The organism is Pseudomonas sp. GW823-FHT03E05 (assembly GCF_058796855.1).
This window is the reverse complement of sequence record NZ_JBXAJB010000004.1, coordinates 245,697-262,959: the sequence shown is the minus strand read 5'-3', so window position 1 is coordinate 262,959 and position 17,263 is coordinate 245,697. Positions and strand designations below refer to the sequence as shown.

The following is a 17,263-nucleotide window of genomic DNA, read 5'->3' as shown; positions in this document are numbered from 1 at the left end:
CTCCATGAACGCCTTACCCGATAACAACAAGAAACCCCGTTCACTGGTCGCCGTGCTGATTTTCCTCGGCTGCCTGCTGATCTGGTCCACCAACTGGATCGCCATTTCGCTGCAGGTGGAACACAGCGACGTCGGCTCTTCGCTGATGCTGCGCTTCCTCATTGCCTACGGGGTGCTGTGGCTGTGGCAACGGCTGTTCGCCGGCCCGCAGCAGCCGGTAACCCGCAAGGCCTACTTGCTGATGGCCGGGGTGGGGGCGGTGTACTTCTATGCCGGCATCGGCCTGGCCTACCTGGCCACCGCTTACCTGGGCAGTGCGCAGATGGCCTGCCTCAGCGCCTTTGTGATTTTCTACATCATCGGCATCAAGCGCCTGTTCCTGCATGTGCCGGTCGCCCTGCACAACCTGCTCGGCGCACTGGTGAGCATCGCCGGGCTGGGGCTGTTCATGCTTGGCGATCCGGGGCGGCCGCTGTCGCTGGCGGGGGTGGCCCTGGGGCTGACTTCCTTCCTGGCGGTGGCCATCGGATCGGTGCTTTCGGAGCACATCCAGAAGACCTGCCAGCTCGGCACCTTGCACATCAACAAGGTGGCGGCCGGCTGGGCCTGCGCTCTATACGCCGTCAGCCTGTTGTTGGGCGGCCATGGCTTGCAACTGCCGGGCACCCTGGCCGATCTCGGCATCCTGCTGTACCTGGGGGTGGTGTGCTCGGCGCTGGTGTTCGTGCTGTTCATCGACCTGATCAAGCGCATGGGCGCCGAGAACGCCGGCTATGTCGGCGTGCTGTACCCCATCGGCGCCAGCTACCTGTCGGTGTGGCTGGGGGAAACGCCCCTGAGCCTGCACCTGATGCTCGGCAGTGCCCTGGTGATGCTGGGCAGCCTGATCAATTTCAAGTTTCGCTACCACCCCGCCCCCAAGAAAGTGGAGTTCAGCTGAATGAGCAATGTACGGATACGCCAGGCCACCACGGACGATCTGATCGGTATTTTCGAGGCCCACCGCAACTCGGTAGAGCGCCTGTGCACCTCTGAATACAGCGATCAGCAGATCCGCATGTGGCTCGATGGGCGCTCCCCGGAAACCTACCGCGAAGCCGTGGAAAAGGGATCGCTGTGGCTGGCCGAGGGCGAGCAGATCGAAGGGTTCGTCGAACTCGACGGCAATGAGGTCAGCAAGCTGTTCATCCGTGGCGATGTGGCCAGGCGTGGCCTGGGCAGCCGTCTGCTGGAGGTGGCGCTGGCTCGGCTGCGGGCCAGCGGTGCCAGCTCGGCCTACCTGGAGGCGACCCTGACGGCCGAAGGCTTCTATGCCTACCACGGCTTCCAGAAGATCGGCGAGGGCACCTTCAGCCGCGGCAACAGCCCGGTGTCCATCGAGATCATCAAGATGGAACGCCCGCTTTGAGCTGACCGTCGGCGGCCACTTCAGCACAGCAGGTCTTGCCCGTCCCCGGTTCGCGGGGGCGCGGCCGGCTGCACCCGGAAAACGGCACACGAGGCTTATCCAAGATGACAGGGATGTTATTGAAATTGACGGTGCTCGATCAGAATCTGTGCGCCGGGTGCGGCGCCTGCGCCCTGGTGTGCCCACAGCAGGTAATCGTTTTCGACCCGGACCGGGTGGTGCCGCTGCTGGAGGGCATCGGCGACAGTTGTGAAAGCTGCACCGAGTGCCTGGCGGTGTGCCCGGGGCTGCAGCCGGATACCGATCGCTCCGAACTGGAACTGTTCGGCCGTACCCGCCGCGCCGAAGAGCGCTGGCTGGGGATCAGCCGCCAGGCCATCGGTGCGCGTTCCACCGACCCGCAGATAGTCCGGCGCTCGGCCAGTGGCGGCACCGCCACCACCTTGCTGCTGACCGCCCGGGAGCACTTTGACGTGGACCTGACCCTGACCATGGGCCGTCATCCGGGGCAGGGTTGGCGCAGCGCGCCGCAACTGGGCAGCGCCACACAGGCGATCATCAACAATGCCCAGTCCACCTACCAGCTGGCGCCTTACCTCAATGCCCTGCGCGAATGCTACGAACAGCAGCCGGACGCGCGCATTGCCGTGGTGGGGCTGGCCTGCCACGTCCAGGCGATCCGCAAGCTGCAGCGCCGGGACACCGCCATCGGCCACTGGGCCCGCAGCCGGATCATCTGCGTGATCGAGACCGCCTGCTCCTCCAACACCCTGCCGGCCGGCACCCACAGCATCATCAGCGACGTGCTGGGGCAAGACCCGCAGCAGGTGCGCGATATCAAGTACCGCGAAGGCGATTACCCCGGCCGGCTGCAAGTCACCTTGCTGGACAGCCAGACCTTTGGCATCGATTTCTGGGAGATCCTCGGCAAGCTCAAGGACAACAAGACCTTTCGCTGCCTCAGTTGCGGTGACTGGATGAGCGGGCTGGCCGACGTCAGCGTGTGTGACGGCGACCCCAACATTTTCGAAGCCAGCCTCAACGGTTCCGAAGAACAGAAACACGGCCGCGCGCTGATCCGCACCGAGATGGGCCAGGCCCTGGTGGACAGCGCCATCACCCATGGCCGGCTGGAAAGCTGGGGAGTCGACCTTGGGGGCTTCAACCTCGGCCTTGAACGCAAGAAGAACCGTCGGCGCTTCTATGAAACCCAGCCGCTGGTGTTGCCCGCCGGCCCCGGGGTGGGCGACCACTTCGAGGACGAAGCGCTGGTGGACGACGCCGAACTGATCAACCCCGCCAAATACAGGAGTAGCCCATGATCGATTACCCGGACCGGCCCATCGATTTCACCCTCGGCCGCCAACAGCAAGTCTGGGCCAACATCGACGGCTACCTGCCATCGGACAAGTCCATCAGCCATCGGATGATCCTGTTTGCCGCCCTGGCCCGGCATCCGGTGCGCCTGCGGGACCTGAACCGCGGCAAGGCGGTGACCCTGTTGCTCGATGCCCTGCAGCAACTGGGCCTTGAGGTGACGCCAGGGCAGACGCCCCAGACCCTGGAGATCAGCGGTGAGTTCGCCCAGGCGACCCACGAGCGGCGGGTCGACCTGGGGCCCTCCAGCGCGGCCGCGCGGTTACTGATCGGGATGCTGGTGGGGCTCAATGTGCCGTGCATCGTCGATGGCGACGAAACCCTGCGCAACCGCCCCTTCGACTGGATCGTCGAGCCCCTGAACCAGATGGGCGCCCACCTGGAGTACCTGGGGCGTCCGGGCGCGCTGCCGATCCGTATCCACCAGGCTGCATTCCGCGGCGGCGCGGCGCAGATCCACATCGGCAGCGCCCAGGCCATCAGCACCTTGCTGTTTGCCGGGGTGGCGGCACGCAAGCCGATGTCGATCCGGTACCCGGTGGTGGCCCGGGATCACACCCAGCGCATCATCAACAGTTTTGGCGACCGGCTGCAGGACGAGCAGTTGCAGATCCACTACCAGCCACGGGACTGCGCGATTCCCGAGGAGATCAGCATCCCTCGCGACCCCTCGGCCATTGCCTATCCGGCGGCGTTGTTCCTGCTGTGCAACCGCCACCAGGAGCAGCAGCGCCTGAGCTTCGACAATGTGTGCCTGAACCCTACGCGCCTGGGCTTTTTCAACTGGCTGCTGGCCTGTGGTTTCAACCTGACCCTGGAGGTGGACAGCATTCGTCATGGCGAGCCGGTGGGCCGCCTGCTGCTGCGCGGGGGTGGCCAACCCAGGGCTCACGACTTGCGCGACAAGCACCAGTTCCACGCAATGATCGACGAAGTGCCGCTGGCCCTGGCCATCAGCTGCGTGCTGCCCGGCAGCGCGACCTTCAGTGACCTCTACGAGCTGACCTTCAAGGAATCGGACCGGATCGCCGCCACCCGCAGCATGCTCAATGCCCTGGGCCTGGACTACCAGGTCGACGGCTACGACGTGCGGGTGGAAGGCGGGCAGGTGCCCAGTGTGCAGGGAGCGATCCCGACTTTCGGTGACCATCGCCTGTCGATGACCGCCCACGTCCTGCTGCTGGCTCACGGGCTGCAGGCCACCATCCTCGAAGGGCATTGCTACCAGACTTCATTTCCAGGGTTTGCCCAGTGCCTGGATCGCCTGACCGGACGGGAGGCCTGATGAGCAGCAGCCGATACACACTCACCGCCTGTGGCGCCGACGGCGTGATCGCCGTGCATGAACCTCTGGCCGCTCTGGCGGCCACTGAAGTGCAGGTGGCGGTGGACTACTCCATGGTCAGCCCGGGCACCGAGCGTCATTACCTGCAGCAGGTACGCGAGACTGGCGAGCAACTGCCGCTGGGCTATTGCGCGGCCGGGGTGGTTAGCGCCGTAGGGCCCGAGGTGGAAGGCGTGCAGCCGGGGGACCGGGTGGTGGCCATGGGCTGGAAGATTGCCACCCATTCCAACTGGATCCAGGTGCCCCAGCGGCTGGTGTGCAAGGTACCGCCGCCACTGACCCAGGACCAGGCGATTCTTGCCACCCTGGGTGCCACTGCGGTGCATGCGGTGGACCGTGCGCAATTGCAGGCGGGGGAGCAGATCCTGGTGGTGGGCATGGGCCTGGTGGGCAAGATGCTGAGCCTGGTGGCGGCCTGTCATGGTGCGCGGATCTGGGTCGCGGACCTCAACCCCGCCGCCATCGACCCGGGCCTGCCGGTGCAGGTGCTCGACCTGCTGGCCGAGCCGGGGGCGATGGCCGGGCAGTTCACCCGGATTTTCCTGTGCATCGATGCTGATATCAGCGCCTTGTTCCCGCGGTTGCTGGCCCTGCTCAATCCGCAGGGCAACGGGGCTGGCCGCTCGCGGCTGGTGAATGTCGGGCGGGTCAGCCTGACCCTGGAGCTCTCGCCGCAAATGGGCAACATCGACATCATCAACGTGTCCCGCTGCGGTAACGGTTACCGCGACGATGCCTACCATCACGGGCGCAAGAGCGTGCAGTGCCCGGCAGGGGAAGCCACGGTGGAGCGCAACATCGCTCGTTGCCTCGACTACCTGGTGGCCGGCAGGGATTGGCTGGAGCACCTGCAGCGGGTCGAGATGGACCTGGGGCAGGCGTTGGCGCACTACAACGGCGCGGCGTTCTTCGCCCCTGGAATCAACCTGATCAAGCACAGGGAAGTGTGACGGCATGGCTCATCTATCTATTGCTTCGTGCCTGGACGACGTCTTCGCCCGGCATGCCACGGATACCGCGCTGAGTTGTAACGGCGCACGGCTCAGCTACCGGGAGCTGGAACAGCGTTCGGCACAGGTGGCGGCCCGCTTGCTGGGCTTGGGCCTGACGCCTGGCAGCACCCTGGGCCTGGAGGTGGAGCGCTCGATTGAACAACTGGTGCTGCTGGTGGGCATGGTGCGGGCCGGCCTGTCGTACTGCTATCTGGACCGCAACAACCCGCCCCAGTGGAACCAGTCGGTGTGTGAACGCAGTGGTGTGCGCTGGCGGGTCACGCCGGAGGTTGCCGGTGGCCCGGGGTATCTGGCGCTGGATGAATTGCTCGCGCCCACGGACGAGGCTGCGTGCTGGCCGCCGCTATGCGGCGCCGAGCCGGTGTACGTGAACTTTTCCAGCGGTACCACCGGCGCGCCGAAGATCATTCCCTGTACCCATCGCGGGGTGTTGGGGTTCTGCGACCGGCCGCGACATTTTCCGCTGCAGCCGGGCTTTCGCATGCTGTACGCCTCGAACCTGACCTTCGACGCCTCGCAGTTCGAGATATGGACCGCGCTGCTCAATGGCGGCGAATTGCATATCCATGTTCCCGGCGCCCTGACCCTGGAACACCTGCATCGTTATATCCACGAGGCCGGGGTCGACAGCCTGTGGCTGACCTCGACCCTGTTCAACACCTTCGTCGATATCGACCGCGGCTGGCTGCGGGGTATCAAGCGGCTGATGGTCGGCGGCGAGGTCCTGTCCGCAGGGCATGTCCGCCAGGCCTATGCTGCCGCCGATGGTCTGGTTCTCTACAACGGTTATGGCCCCACGGAAAACACCATGGGTACCTGTGTCTATGCCATTCCCCGCAGCTTCGACAGCACCCGGGACATTCCCATCGGCCAGGCCGTGGACGACGCCACCCTGTTGCTGCTGCGCCCTGACGGGCAGCCGTGCGAGGAGGATGAACCCGGTGAGCTGCTGATCGCCGGGGGCGGCTTGTCCCCGGGGTATCTGGGGGATGCCGGGCTGACCCGGGAGCGCTTCATCGACCTGCCATGGCAGGGCCGGACGCTGCGTTGCTACCGCAGTGGCGACCTGGTTTCCCGGGATGGCCAGGGGCTCTATCACTTCCATGGCCGCAGCGATGACCAGATCAAGCTGCGTGGCCAGCGCCTGTCGCTGACCGAGGTCGCCGCCGCCTTCAAGCGTTACCCGGGAATGCTCGATTGTGTGGTGTTGCTGGATGACCAGGGAACCGAAGCGCAGTTGCTGCTGGTGTACCTCAAGGCGCCTGGGGTCGAGCCCCGGGTGCTGGCCGAATATGGCCGGCAAAGCCTGCCGCCGTTCATGGTGCCGTCGCGATTTGTCGAGATTGAGCGCTTTGCCCTGCGCTCTTCAGGCAAGCTGGATATTGCCGAGCTCAAGCAGCGCCTGTGTCTCGGGCAGCCGGCCACTGAAACGGACGACTCGCCGGCAGGGCGTTTTCTCGCGCGTTTCGGCGTGTCGGCTCATGACCTGCAGCGCAGCTTCTTCGACAGCGGCGGCAACTCGCTGGCGGCGATCAAGCTGGTGGGCACGGTGAACCGTCACCTGGGCTGGGAAGGCCTGGGCCTGGAGCAGTTCTACCGCATGGCCACCCTGGGCCAGTTGCTGGACTGGCTACAGGCCCAACCCGGCCTGGCGTCCCTGCTGGAAAACGGTGCGCAGGAGTACTACGTGATCGAGTCGGAGCAGGAGTCCTTGCCCGCCGCCCATGCAGGGTTTTCGATCAATACTCACCTGGGGCGTTTTGCCGTGGTCCGCGCCACCTCGGCCAGCCACGCCCGGGAGGCGCTGCACAGCGGTTCCGCGCGGTTGCCGGTTGCCGGCGACAGCCGCTGGATCGGCTTGAACAAGAGCCAGTTGTCGATGGTGTATGCCGAACTGTTCAACAAGGATCTACGGGCCAACAACGTGCTCTACCTGTTCCGGCCCGAGCAGTTGCCGGCCGTCGGGCTGGACCTGCAGGCGTTGGCCCAGGGCTTGAAGCAGCGCTATCCACTGGCGGGCTGTCGGGTGGCGCGGGTCGAGGGCGAGTACTGTCTTGATCTGGCCCCCGAGCCGCCGGCGCGCCTGTGGCTGGAGCCTGTGGCGGAGTTTCCCAGCCAGCAGGCCTGCGTGGAGCATTTCCTTGAGCGGCCGCTGTCACTGTTCGAGCAGGACCTGTGCAGCCTGTTCAAGGTGCGCATCGACGGCACCTTGCACCTGGGGCTGTGGTTGCACCACATCCTTGGCAACCATGTCGGCCAGTTGAGCCTGCTGCGCAGCGTGGAACAGTTGGCGCTGGGCGTGCAGTCGCCGCCGGTGGCGGATTTTTCCTTTGTCGGCAATAACCTGATGCAGGCCGAGGAATATGAGCGTCTGGCAGATGCCGGCACCGAGGCCTGGGAGCAAGAGGCCGAGGAGTACGCGCCGCTGGCCGATGTCCCGGCGCCGGCGGCCACTGCCCAGGCGCTGCAGTTGCGGGCGGCACTGGCCATGGACCCGATGAAGCTGACCTCGCCGCAGCGTCTGTTTCACTTGTTGCAGGCGTTTCGCCAGGGCTGCGCCGAGGGCTTGGGGATAGAGGCGCCGATCGTCAATCTATTGTTCGCCTGGGCTGAGCGTTCGGTGATCAGCGGATTCTCCAGTTACACGGTGCCCGTGCCCCTGGCTCCCGGGCGCTTCGCCGAAGGCTGCGAGCCACAGGCCTGCATGGATTACCTGAATGCCAAGCTGGCCCGGGCGGCCTTGGGTTACGAGGAAATACTCGCGGCCCTGGGCCTGTACGGCTTTGCTCCGGCGTTCCTGTGCAATTTCGTCGAGCTGCCGGCCAGTGACGCCCGGTGGTTGCAAACGCGGATTGCCAACCCGGTTAGCGAGTGGCCCAAGACCCTGCTCGACCTGACGGTGGTCAAGTCGGCGCTGGGCTGCGAAGTGCTGCTCAACAGCTATCTGCCCGAGCCGCAGGCCAGGGCATTTCTCGAATCCTTTGTCGCGGCGGGGCAACGTCAATGAAACTGATCTGCTTTCCCGACTTCGTCGGCCATCCGATCTGTTTTTCCGCCCTGGGCCGGGCACTCAAGGGGCGGGTGTCGCTGGTGCAGGTCAACTACAGCGACTACTGGCCCTATTCCAGTGTCGAAGACCTGGCCCGGCAGATTGCCCAAGAGCATGAGCTGACGACCCTGGACGCGGTGCTCGGTTACTCCTTCGGCGCTTATGTGGCGGCCTGTTGCGTGGCCCGCAGCACGGCGCCCGCCAGGCCGCTGCTGTTGGTGGACCCGCCGCTGCTGGCCGAGCTTCGAGGGTTGGCCCCGGATGCCATTGCCCGGCGTTTGGCGGCCGATCCGCAGTACGCCTACGTCGATGACCTGGTGGACGCGCAGTTGGTCAATCGCGAGTGCGTGCACGGCAATATCCTGCTGCTGTCCCAATGGCAGGCGGTGCCGCTGAAGGGGCGCGCGGTGGATGTGCTGTTGTCCGCCGGGCGCAGTGCCGAGGGGCTGGCCCCGGGCCTGGGGCTCGATCCGGCCCAGGACAATCGCTACTGGCGGGACGAGCAGCACCACCATGGCTCGGTGATCAATAGCCCCGATGTGCTCACCTGGCTGCTGGACCCTGGGGCCTTGCAGCGCATTGCTTGGTGATCGAAGCCGGCCCGTTCGGGGTGCCCTCAGTTCCAGCTAAGTTTTCCCTCGTAGCCTCTGCCTCGCGCCAATACACGCGCCGTTATGGAGAGGCACCCGATGAAGCCGCTGAGCAAGACCGATTGGCTGAACAAGGTTCCGGAGGTGACGCTGTCCTTCTGGATCATCAAGATCATGTCCACCACCGTGGGCGAAACCTGCGCCGACTACCTGGCCGTCGACGCCGGCCTGGGGCAGGGCGTGACCAGCATCGGCATGGCCCTGTTGCTGGGGCTGGCGCTGTTCGCGCAGTTCCGCAGCCGGGCCTACACGCCATGGATCTATTGGCTGAGCGTGGTCCTGGTGAGCATCGTCGGGACCCAGATCACCGATGTGCTCACCGATCAGCTGGGCATCAGCCTGTACCTCAGCACCGCAGTGTTTGCAGGTTTGCTGGCGGTCAATTTCGCTGTCTGGTACGCCGTTGAGCGCAATCTGTCGATCCGCCAGATCGTTACCCCGCGACGCGAGCTGTTCTACTGGGCCACCGTGCTCTGCACCTTCGCCCTGGGAACCGCCGCCGGGGACCTGGCCACCGAGGCGCTGGGGCTCGGCTTTACCCTGGGAGCGCTGATCTTTGCCGCACTGATTACCGTGACCCTGGTGGCCTGGCGCCTGGGGGGCAATGCGGTGCTGACCTTCTGGATCGCCTACATCCTCACCCGACCGTTTGGCGCCGCCCTCGGCGACCTGCTGACACAAGCCAAGACCTACGGTGGCCTGGGCCTGGGCGCCACCTGGACCAGCGCGATCTTCCTCTGCGTGATTCTTTTGCTGGTGACCGTCGCGCAGCTCAACGTCACCAACCGTCAGCGCCTTTCCCACTGATTATCCGACCCTCACTCAAGGACTCATCATGGCCTTTATCCGCTCTGCCATTCGCTACACCACGACCCTTTCCATGATTGCCCTGCTGGGGCTGGCCGCGGGGTGTTCCAAGCCTGCCGATGCGCCCAAGCCCGGCACTGCCGCTTCAGCCCAGGCTACCGCGGCCACGGCCTCCAGGCTGGGCGACCTGGCCGAGTTCCAGGCCATTGCCCGTGATGTGGCCGGCTTGGTGGACAAGCAGGACCTGGCGGGGGCGAAGCGCCGGATCAAGGATCTGGAAGTTGCCTGGGACTCCGCCGAAGCCGGCTTGAAGCCCCGTGCCGCCGGTGACTGGCATGTATTGGACAAGGGCATCGACCGCGCACTTGACGCCCTGCGCGCCGGCACCCCGCAACAGGCCGAGTGCAAGTCGGCGATGGACGATCTGCTGGCAACGTTCAGTCGCTTGCAAGGCAAGGCCTGACCCTCATCTTTTCCAGCAGACCGGCAGGCGAGTGATTACCCTTGGGGGGACTCGACCCGGGCCCGGCCTTGCTCAAGCGCAGGCCGGGCCTGTTTCACTACGGAGGCACTATGCGGATCTTGCTGGTGGAGGACGACGGGATGATCGCCGAGGCGATACAGGGCGCCCTCAAGGATGCAGGCTACGCCGCCGACTGGGTCAGCGATGGGGTGACCGCCCTGGCTGCCCTGGACAGCCAGCATTACGACCAGGTGCTGCTCGACCTCGGCCTGCCCGGCAAGGACGGCTTGCAGGTGCTCGACAGTATTCGCCGCCGTAACAACCCGGTGCCGCTGTTGATCATTACCGCTCGTGACAGCCTCGATGACCGGCTGCGAGGCCTGGACGGCGGCGCGGACGACTACCTGCTCAAGCCCTTCGCCATGGCCGAGCTGCTGGCGCGAATGCGTGCGGTCATGCGTCGCAAAGGCGGTAGCGCGGCACCGCTGCTGGGCAATGGTGTGGTTTCGCTGGACCCGGTATCGAAACAGGCAAGCTCGTTCGAGCAGCCTGCGGTGCAGCTGTCGAACCGCGAATTCGCCCTGTTGCAGGCGCTGTTGATCCGCCCGGGGGCGATTCTTTCCCGTAGCGAGCTGGAAGACCGCATCTACGGCTGGGGCGAGGAGGTGGAAAGCAATGCGGTGGAGTTCCTGATCCATGCCTTGCGCCGCAAGTTGGGAAGCCAGGTGATCAAGAACGTCAGGGGGATGGGATGGATGGTTTCAAAAGACGTCTGAGCGAGTCGGTCCAGCTCAGGCTGTCCATTGCCCTGTCAGTGGCGGTACTGATCGTTGCGCTGCTGGCCGGAGTCTTTGCTTATGTCTCGGCCTTCGACGAGGCCCTGGAGATGCAGGACAACACCCTGCGCCAGGTGGCCGCGCTGTTCGAGCGCCAGCACATGACCCTGGCCTACCCGCCGCCGGGGCAGGTCGTCGCCGACGATAACGAGGAATCCAGGGTGGTCGTTCAATACCTGGCCGATGGCGCCAGGGCGGCGGCGGACAGTGATGCCGAAATCCCCCTGCCGCTGCCCACCACCCTGGTGGACGGTCTGTCGACCCTGACGGTGGGCGGCGAGCCGTTTCGGGTGCTGGTCAAGACCACCAGCGCTGGCCTGCGGATTGCCGTGGCCCAGGAAACCGGCGCTCGTGACAGGGATGCGCGGGAAAGCGCCTGGCGTGGACTGTTGCCCTTCCTGATCCTGTTTCCCGTGCTGTTGCTGGTGATTGCCGATCTGGTGCGCAAACTGTTTCGTCCCATCGAGCAGTTGGCGGCCGAGATCGATCTGCGTGACGAGCAGGAATTGCACCCGATCGACGAGCGCCATCTGCCGACCGAGGTGCGGCCTTTCGTGCGGGCCATCAATCGCCTGTTGCTGCGGGTGACTCAATCCATGACGACGCAGCGGCGTTTCGTGGCGGATGCCGCCCATGAATTGCGCTCGCCGCTGACGGCCTTGTCCCTGCAGGCCGAGCGCCTGGCATCGGTGGAGATGCCCAGCCTGGCTCGGGAGCGCCTGCAACTGTTGCGCCGGGGGATCGAGCGCGGCAGGAAGCTGATCGATCAATTGCTCGGGCTGGCGTCTGCACAATCGGCCATCAATGGCCGGGTTGAGCCGGTCTCGGTGCACGGGGTGTACCGCCGGGTGCTGGAGGACCTGCTGCCCCTGGCGGAGGACAAGGCGATCGACATCGGCCTGGAAGGTGGGCCGGACAGGCAGGTGCTGATCAGCCAGGAGGACCTGCTGACCCTGGTGAAGAACCTGGTGGACAACGCCATCCGCTATACCCCGCAAGGTGGGCGGGTAGACCTGTTAGTGGCCCAGGTGCAGGACGAGATCCTGCTGCAGGTCAGCGACTCGGGGCCGGGTATTGCCGTGGCTGAGCGCGAGCGCGTGTTCGACCCTTTCCATCGCGGGCTGGGCAGCGATGAAGTGGGCTCCGGGTTGGGGCTCGCCATCGTCAAGGCCATTGCCGATCGGCATGCCGGCCGGGTCTGGCTGGATTACTCCGACCAACGGACCAAACGCGGGTTGTGTGTGACGGTGGCTTTCGCCCGGGTGTAGGCGCCGCCGGCAGGGTAGGGCGCGGCTGTTGGGCAGAATAGGCTTTTGAATACCCTGGATATTCTGTAGCCTTGCGCGGCTCCAATGTTGTCCGTACCTGATGAACTCACTCTCCCGGCGGGGCCTTAAGCGGTCCGGAGCCGGTGGTATACTCGACTTTCGCGCCTCAAGCGCCTGCAGGTCTTGCGAACATGACGCAAATTTCTGAACGCCTTCTGGTTCAAGCCCACCTCGACGCCAAGCAGCCCAAACCCTTGAGCGCTGCGCAAGAGGCCCATCTGCGTGCCGCCATCGCTGCCGAGCTCAAGGCTCAGGATGCGGTGCTGGTTGCACACTTCTACTGTGATCCGGTGATTCAGGCCCTGGCCGAAGAAACCGGTGGCTGCGTGTCCGACTCCCTGGAAATGGCCCGCTTCGGCAATGCCCATCCGGCCAAGACCGTGCTGGTTGCCGGGGTCCGCTTCATGGGTGAGACGGCGAAGATTCTCAACCCTGAAAAACGGGTGTTGATGCCGACCCTGGAAGCCACCTGCTCCCTTGACCTTGGCTGCCCGGTGGAGGAGTTCTCGGCCTTCTGCGACCAGCATCCCGAGCGCACCGTGGTGGTTTATGCCAACACGTCGGCGGCGGTCAAAGCCCGTGCCGACTGGGTGGTGACGTCCAGTTGCGCCCTGGAAATCGTCGAAAGCCTGATGGATAACGGCGAGAAGATCATCTGGGGCCCCGACAAGCACCTGGGCACCTACATCCAGCGCCAGACCGGTGCCGACATGCTGCTCTGGGACGGTGCCTGCATCGTTCACGAGGAGTTCAAGTCCAAGCAGCTGGAAGACATGAAGGCGCTGTATCCGGATGCGGCCATTCTGGTGCACCCGGAGTCCCCCAGCTCGGTGATCGAACTGGCCGATGCGGTGGGCTCCACCAGTCAGCTGATTGCTGCCGCGCAGCGCCTGCCGAACAAGACCTTCATCGTCGCCACCGACCGCGGCATCTTCTACAAGATGCAGCAGCTGTGCCCGGACAAGGTGTTCATCGAGGCGCCGACGGCCGGCAATGGTGCGGCGTGCCGCAGTTGTGCCCATTGCCCGTGGATGGCCATGAATACCCTGGAGCGTACCCTGCAGTGCCTGAAGGATGGCAGCAACGAGATCAGCGTCGACCCGGCGCTGATCCCCAATGCGCTCCGCCCTCTGAAGCGCATGCTGGATTTCACCCAGGCCGCGCGGATGAAACTGGCGGGCAACGCCTGATCGGTTCTTCTGCCCGCTTAAAAAAAACGCCCCGATCTGTCGGGGCGTTTTTGTAGGCGGCGGGCTTACTTCTTCTGCTTGGGAATGCGCACCAGCTGGCTGTTGGAGTAGATGTCGTGCCAACTGCGTTTCTGCTTGTCCACCAGCACCCAGAAGAAGCCCAGGCCGGCACACAGCCAGGACGCGATCGACACCATGAAGCGCAACAGCGCCTGCCACAGGCTGATACGGCTGCCGTCGGCGTTCTGCACCCGGATACCCCAGACCTGCATGCCCAGGGTCTGGCCGGAGTGGGTCCAGAACTTGGCGAAGAAACCGAACAGTACGAACAGCAGCACCGTGGAGTACAACGGGTCACCGTCCAGGGCGCCGGATTCGGTCAGGGTACGCATCCGCGCCTCGCCGATGATCTGCATCTGGATCAGCTTGTAGACGCCGCCCGTGACAATCAGCAGGGCAACGCACAGCAGGAAATCATAGAACATCGCTGCCAGGCGACGACCCAGGCCGGCGGCGGGGAACTCGCCTTGGGGGCTTAGCAGATGTTTCGACATGACAGGCTCTCGACTGAAAAAAGAAGCCATTTTACGGAATTGCGCGCACAAAAAAGCCCCTGATGTCAGCATCAGGGGCTTTTTCGTTACAGATGATTAAGCTTCTGCTTGTACTTCGTCAGCCTGCATGCCTTTCTGGCCTTGCACAGCGATGAAGGTCACTTTTTGGCCTTCTTTCAGGCTCTTGAAGCCGTTGCCCTGAATGGCGCGGAAGTGTACGAACAGATCCGGACCGCTTTCTGGAGTGATAAAACCAAAACCTTTCTCGTCGTTAAACCACTTGACGGTACCGCTCTGACGTTGGGACATTTCTTATTTCCTTTGACGCTAAAAAATTAATGACAGTCTCTTTCTCATGAAAGAGTACTGGGCTGGGTTGCAGGAAAGTAAGAGACGTCGAACGGGTTGTAGCAAACTTGTTAGCTACTGCCCAGGTCACGATTCCAAGCGACCCATGCAAACACAGTGGGGAAACTCTACGCCAACTATGGGAGAAAAAACAAGCCCCGCGAAGCCCCGGTTTTACTCAGCTTGCCGAGGTTTGGCGGAACTAGCGTACGGGGCTTATTCGATAGAGTTGTTCAATTGTTTTCGGGCGTTATAAGTGAAGTTCAGTATCGAAAATATGCACTGTTTTATGGCGGTTGCGTTACAGATTAGTGCACTTTTAACGCAACCGCGTTACTTATAGAAACAGTCCCTCAGCCGCGGTAGTAGCGTTGTGGCACGAATGGCATTTTGCTTACAAGCATTGGCACCTTTTTCCCACGAACTATTGCTGCAACTGGCGTATCGAGTGCGCAGTGCTCTATGTCGAGGTAGCCCATGGCCAAGGGGCCGCCCAGGGTCGGGCCAAAACCGCCGCTGCACACGCTGCCGATAACCTTGCCTTCGGCGTCGACGATCTCTGCACCTTCACGTACCGGTGTGCGTTCCTGGGGCAGCAGGCCGACGCGTTTGCGGCTGACACCGCCTTGCTGTTGGGCAAAGATCACCTCGGCACCGGGGAAGCCGCCGGCGCGGGCGCCATCGGCACGACGTGCCTTGGAGATGGCCCACAGCAGGCTGGCCTGGATCGGCGTGGTGTCGCTGTTCATGTCATGGCCATAGAGGCACAGGCCGGCTTCCAGGCGCAGGGAGTCGCGGGCGCCAAGGCCGATGGCCGCTACTTCCGGCTCGGCCAGCAGGGCACGGGCGAGTTTTTCCGCCTGGGCCGCCGGCACCGAGATTTCGAAACCGTCTTCGCCGGTGTAGCCCGAACGGCTGACAAAGCAGTCCACGCCCAGCAGGGTCACCGGCTTGAACTGCATGAAGGTCATCTGCGCCACCTCCGGCGCCAGGCGCGCCAGCACCGTGACCGCAGCCGGGCCTTGCAGGGCCAGCAGGGCCCGTTCCTCGAACAGCGGTTGAATGTCGCATTGCTCGCCCAGGTGGCGGCGCAGGTGGGCCAGGTCCTGGTCCTTGCAGGCGGCGTTGACCACCAGGAACAGCTGTTCGTCCCCCAGGTTGGCCACCATCAGGTCATCGAGGATGCCGCCCTGTTCGTTGGTGAACATGGCGTAGCGCTGCATGCCCACCGGCAAGTCGATGATATCCACTGGCACCAGGGTCTCCAGGGCCTGGGCGGCATTGGCGCCGCGCAGCAGGATCTGCCCCATGTGGGACACATCGAACAGCCCGGCCTGTTCACGGGTGTGCTGGTGCTCCTTCATCACTCCCAGCGGGTACTGCACCGGCATGTCGTAGCCGGCGAACGGCACCATGCGGGCGCCGAGTTCCAGGTGCAGGCTGTGCAGCGGGGTTTTCAACAGTGTTTCGGTGGACATGGGCAACTCCTGAAAAAAACGTGCGGATACAGGCTGCGTATCAGCACTCGATAATGTTCACGGCCAGACCGCCACGGGCGGTTTCCTTGTATTTGCTTTTCATGTCGGCTCCGGTCTGGCGCATGGTGCGGATGACCTTGTCGAGGGAGACGAAGTGCTGCCCGTCGCCGCGCAGGGCCATGCGCACCGCATTGATGGCCTTGACCGAGCCCATGGCGTTGCGCTCGATGCAGGGCACCTGCACCAACCCGCCAATGGGGTCACAGGTCAGCCCGAGGTTGTGTTCCATGCCGATTTCCGCGGCGTTCTCCACTTGCTGCACGCTGCCGCCGAGGACCTCGCACAAGGCCCCGGCCGCCATCGAGCAGGCCACGCCCACTTCACCCTGGCAGCCGACTTCGGCGCCGGAGATCGAGGCGTTTTCCTTGTAGAGGATGCCGATGGCTGCGGCGGTGAGGAGAAAACGCACCACCCCGTCTTCGTTGGCCCCGGGAATGAAGCGCATGTAGTAGTGCAGCACCGCCGGAATGATTCCGGCCGCGCCATTGGTGGGGGCTGTGACCACCCGTCCGCCGTTGGCGTTTTCTTCATTCACCGCCAGGGCATAGAGGTTGACCCAGTCCAGCACCGACAAGGCATCGCGCAGCGCCGCTTCCGGGTGCTTGCACAACTGGCGGTGCAGGGCCGCGGCACGGCGCTTGACCTTGAGCCCGCCGGGCAGGATGCCTTCGTTGCGGCAGCCGGCATCCACGCAGTCCTGCATCACCTGCCAGATCTTCAGCAGGCCGGCGCGGGTTTCAGCTTCCGGGCGCCAGGCACTTTCATTGGTCAGCATCACCTGGCTGATGGACAGGCCATAGGTAGCGCAATGTTGCAGCAGTTCCTTGGCATTGCGGAAAGGGAAGGTCAGGCGGGTGGTGTCTTCAACGATGCGATCGGCTCCGGCGGCATCTTCATCCACGACGAAACCACCGCCAACGGAGTAGTACTCGCGGCTGCGGATCTGCAAACCGGCGCTGTCGAAGGCACGAAAGATCATGCCATTGGGGTGATAGGCCAGGGGCTTGCGGATCATGGCCAGGTGTTCTTTCTCGTTGAACGCAATGCTGTGTTCGCCGAGCAGGTTGAGGCGCGCGCTGCTGCGTATTTCCTGCAGGCGCGCGGCGATGTTTTCGGTATTCACGGTGTCCGGGTGCTCGCCTTCCAGGCCCAGCAGCACCGCCTTGTCGCTGCCGTGGCCTTTACCGGTAGCGCCCAGCGAGCCGTACAGCTCGACCTTGACGCAGGTGGTGGCCTTCAGCAGGTCTTCACGGCGCAGGCCTTCGACAAAGCGCGCGGCGGCGCGCATCGGGCCGACGGTGTGGGAGCTGGAGGGGCCGATGCCAATCTTGAACAGGTCGAACACGCTCAGGGACAT

Annotated in this window: 16 protein-coding genes; 12 read left to right on the top strand and 4 right to left on the bottom strand. The window is 64.1% G+C overall.

Annotated elements, in window-relative coordinates:
• Window positions 1–4 precede the first annotated feature (4 nt).
• From AC1RCO_RS18050 to nadA, 12 genes are all read left to right on the top strand, one after another.
• Window positions 5–940 carry a DMT family transporter gene (locus AC1RCO_RS18050; protein ID WP_125062103.1) on the top strand — a complete coding sequence of 312 codons (936 nt, stop codon included), beginning with the start codon at window positions 5–7 and terminating at the stop codon, window positions 938–940.
• Complete coding sequence (locus AC1RCO_RS18045) at window positions 941–1,408, top strand: GNAT family N-acetyltransferase (RefSeq protein ID WP_019094547.1); 468 nt, start codon at window positions 941–943, stop codon at window positions 1,406–1,408.
• Between the two features lie 113 nt (window positions 1,409–1,521).
• On the top strand, window positions 1,522–2,730 hold the full coding sequence (locus AC1RCO_RS18040; RefSeq protein ID WP_255313442.1) for a Coenzyme F420 hydrogenase/dehydrogenase, beta subunit C-terminal domain: 1,209 nt from the start codon (window positions 1,522–1,524) through the stop codon (window positions 2,728–2,730).
• On the top strand, window positions 2,727–4,070 hold the full coding sequence (locus AC1RCO_RS18035) for a 3-phosphoshikimate 1-carboxyvinyltransferase (protein ID WP_015636761.1): 1,344 nt from the start codon (window positions 2,727–2,729) through the stop codon (window positions 4,068–4,070). The genes AC1RCO_RS18040 and AC1RCO_RS18035 overlap by 4 nt, the downstream gene beginning before the upstream one ends.
• The gene (locus tag AC1RCO_RS18030; RefSeq protein ID WP_492617916.1) at window positions 4,070–5,080 is read left to right on the top strand and encodes a zinc-dependent alcohol dehydrogenase; all 1,011 of its coding nucleotides are present in this window, start codon (window positions 4,070–4,072) and stop codon (window positions 5,078–5,080) included. The genes AC1RCO_RS18035 and AC1RCO_RS18030 overlap by 1 nt, the downstream gene beginning before the upstream one ends.
• A gap of 4 nt (window positions 5,081–5,084) precedes the next feature.
• Window positions 5,085–8,150: a non-ribosomal peptide synthetase gene (locus tag AC1RCO_RS18025; RefSeq protein WP_492617915.1), complete on the top strand. Its 3,066-nt coding sequence runs from the start codon at window positions 5,085–5,087 to the stop codon at window positions 8,148–8,150.
• Window positions 8,147–8,782 carry a thioesterase domain-containing protein gene (locus AC1RCO_RS18020; protein ID WP_011062902.1) on the top strand — a complete coding sequence of 212 codons (636 nt, stop codon included), beginning with the start codon at window positions 8,147–8,149 and terminating at the stop codon, window positions 8,780–8,782. Before AC1RCO_RS18025 ends, AC1RCO_RS18020 begins: the two co-directional genes overlap by 4 nt.
• A 99-nt stretch (window positions 8,783–8,881) precedes the next feature.
• Window positions 8,882–9,649, top strand: coding sequence for a COG4705 family protein (locus AC1RCO_RS18015; protein WP_401402289.1), 768 nt, complete (start codon window positions 8,882–8,884; stop codon window positions 9,647–9,649).
• Between the two features lie 28 nt (window positions 9,650–9,677).
• Window positions 9,678–10,112, top strand: coding sequence for a hypothetical protein (locus AC1RCO_RS18010; RefSeq protein WP_041119609.1), 435 nt, complete (start codon window positions 9,678–9,680; stop codon window positions 10,110–10,112).
• Window positions 10,113–10,222: 110 nt separating this feature from the next.
• Window positions 10,223–10,888: a response regulator gene (locus tag AC1RCO_RS18005; protein WP_019094554.1), complete on the top strand. Its 666-nt coding sequence runs from the start codon at window positions 10,223–10,225 to the stop codon at window positions 10,886–10,888.
• On the top strand, window positions 10,864–12,216 hold the full coding sequence (locus tag AC1RCO_RS18000) for an ATP-binding protein (RefSeq protein WP_492617914.1): 1,353 nt from the start codon (window positions 10,864–10,866) through the stop codon (window positions 12,214–12,216). Before AC1RCO_RS18005 ends, AC1RCO_RS18000 begins: the two co-directional genes overlap by 25 nt.
• Window positions 12,217–12,407: 191 nt before the next feature.
• Window positions 12,408–13,466, top strand: a complete 1,059-nt coding sequence (gene nadA / locus AC1RCO_RS17995; protein WP_015636755.1) for a quinolinate synthase NadA — start codon at window positions 12,408–12,410, stop codon at window positions 13,464–13,466.
• Between the two features lie 65 nt (window positions 13,467–13,531).
• Here the strand turns inward: nadA and AC1RCO_RS17990 are convergent, their stop codons facing one another.
• The 4 genes from AC1RCO_RS17990 to AC1RCO_RS17975 form a co-directional block, all read right to left on the bottom strand.
• Window positions 13,532–14,020, bottom strand: a complete 489-nt coding sequence (locus AC1RCO_RS17990) for an RDD family protein (protein ID WP_011062898.1) — start codon at window positions 14,018–14,020, stop codon at window positions 13,532–13,534.
• A gap of 96 nt (window positions 14,021–14,116) precedes the next feature.
• Window positions 14,117–14,329, bottom strand: coding sequence for a cold-shock protein (locus AC1RCO_RS17985; RefSeq protein ID WP_007977299.1), 213 nt, complete (start codon window positions 14,327–14,329; stop codon window positions 14,117–14,119).
• Window positions 14,330–14,721: 392 nt separating this feature from the next.
• Complete coding sequence (gcvT, locus tag AC1RCO_RS17980; RefSeq protein ID WP_019094558.1) at window positions 14,722–15,846, bottom strand: glycine cleavage system aminomethyltransferase GcvT; 1,125 nt, start codon at window positions 15,844–15,846, stop codon at window positions 14,722–14,724.
• Window positions 15,847–15,886: 40 nt separating this feature from the next.
• On the bottom strand, window positions 15,887–17,263 hold the full coding sequence (locus AC1RCO_RS17975) for an L-serine ammonia-lyase (protein ID WP_065365373.1): 1,377 nt from the start codon (window positions 17,261–17,263) through the stop codon (window positions 15,887–15,889).

Coding starts and splice junctions, on each gene's coding strand:
- AC1RCO_RS18010 (WP_041119609.1), top strand. CDS start 9,678: ATGGCCTTTATCCGCTCTGCCATTCGCTACACCACGACCCTTTCCATG.
- gcvT (WP_019094558.1), bottom strand. CDS start 15,846: ATGTCCACCGAAACACTGTTGAAAACCCCGCTGCACAGCCTGCACCTG.
- AC1RCO_RS18005 (WP_019094554.1), top strand. CDS start 10,223: ATGCGGATCTTGCTGGTGGAGGACGACGGGATGATCGCCGAGGCGATA.
- AC1RCO_RS18025 (WP_492617915.1), top strand. CDS start 5,085: ATGGCTCATCTATCTATTGCTTCGTGCCTGGACGACGTCTTCGCCCGG.
- nadA (WP_015636755.1), top strand. CDS start 12,408: ATGACGCAAATTTCTGAACGCCTTCTGGTTCAAGCCCACCTCGACGCC.
- AC1RCO_RS18040 (WP_255313442.1), top strand. CDS start 1,522: ATGTTATTGAAATTGACGGTGCTCGATCAGAATCTGTGCGCCGGGTGC.
- AC1RCO_RS17990 (WP_011062898.1), bottom strand. CDS start 14,020: ATGTCGAAACATCTGCTAAGCCCCCAAGGCGAGTTCCCCGCCGCCGGC.
- AC1RCO_RS18050 (WP_125062103.1), top strand. CDS start 5: ATGAACGCCTTACCCGATAACAACAAGAAACCCCGTTCACTGGTCGCC.
- AC1RCO_RS18015 (WP_401402289.1), top strand. CDS start 8,882: ATGAAGCCGCTGAGCAAGACCGATTGGCTGAACAAGGTTCCGGAGGTG.
- AC1RCO_RS18035 (WP_015636761.1), top strand. CDS start 2,727: ATGATCGATTACCCGGACCGGCCCATCGATTTCACCCTCGGCCGCCAA.
- AC1RCO_RS17985 (WP_007977299.1), bottom strand. CDS start 14,329: ATGTCCCAACGTCAGAGCGGTACCGTCAAGTGGTTTAACGACGAGAAA.
- AC1RCO_RS18020 (WP_011062902.1), top strand. CDS start 8,147: ATGAAACTGATCTGCTTTCCCGACTTCGTCGGCCATCCGATCTGTTTT.
- AC1RCO_RS17975 (WP_065365373.1), bottom strand. CDS start 17,263: ATGTCCCTGAGCGTGTTCGACCTGTTCAAGATTGGCATCGGCCCCTCC.
- AC1RCO_RS18045 (WP_019094547.1), top strand. CDS start 941: ATGAGCAATGTACGGATACGCCAGGCCACCACGGACGATCTGATCGGT.
- AC1RCO_RS18000 (WP_492617914.1), top strand. CDS start 10,864: ATGGATGGTTTCAAAAGACGTCTGAGCGAGTCGGTCCAGCTCAGGCTG.
- AC1RCO_RS18030 (WP_492617916.1), top strand. CDS start 4,070: ATGAGCAGCAGCCGATACACACTCACCGCCTGTGGCGCCGACGGCGTG.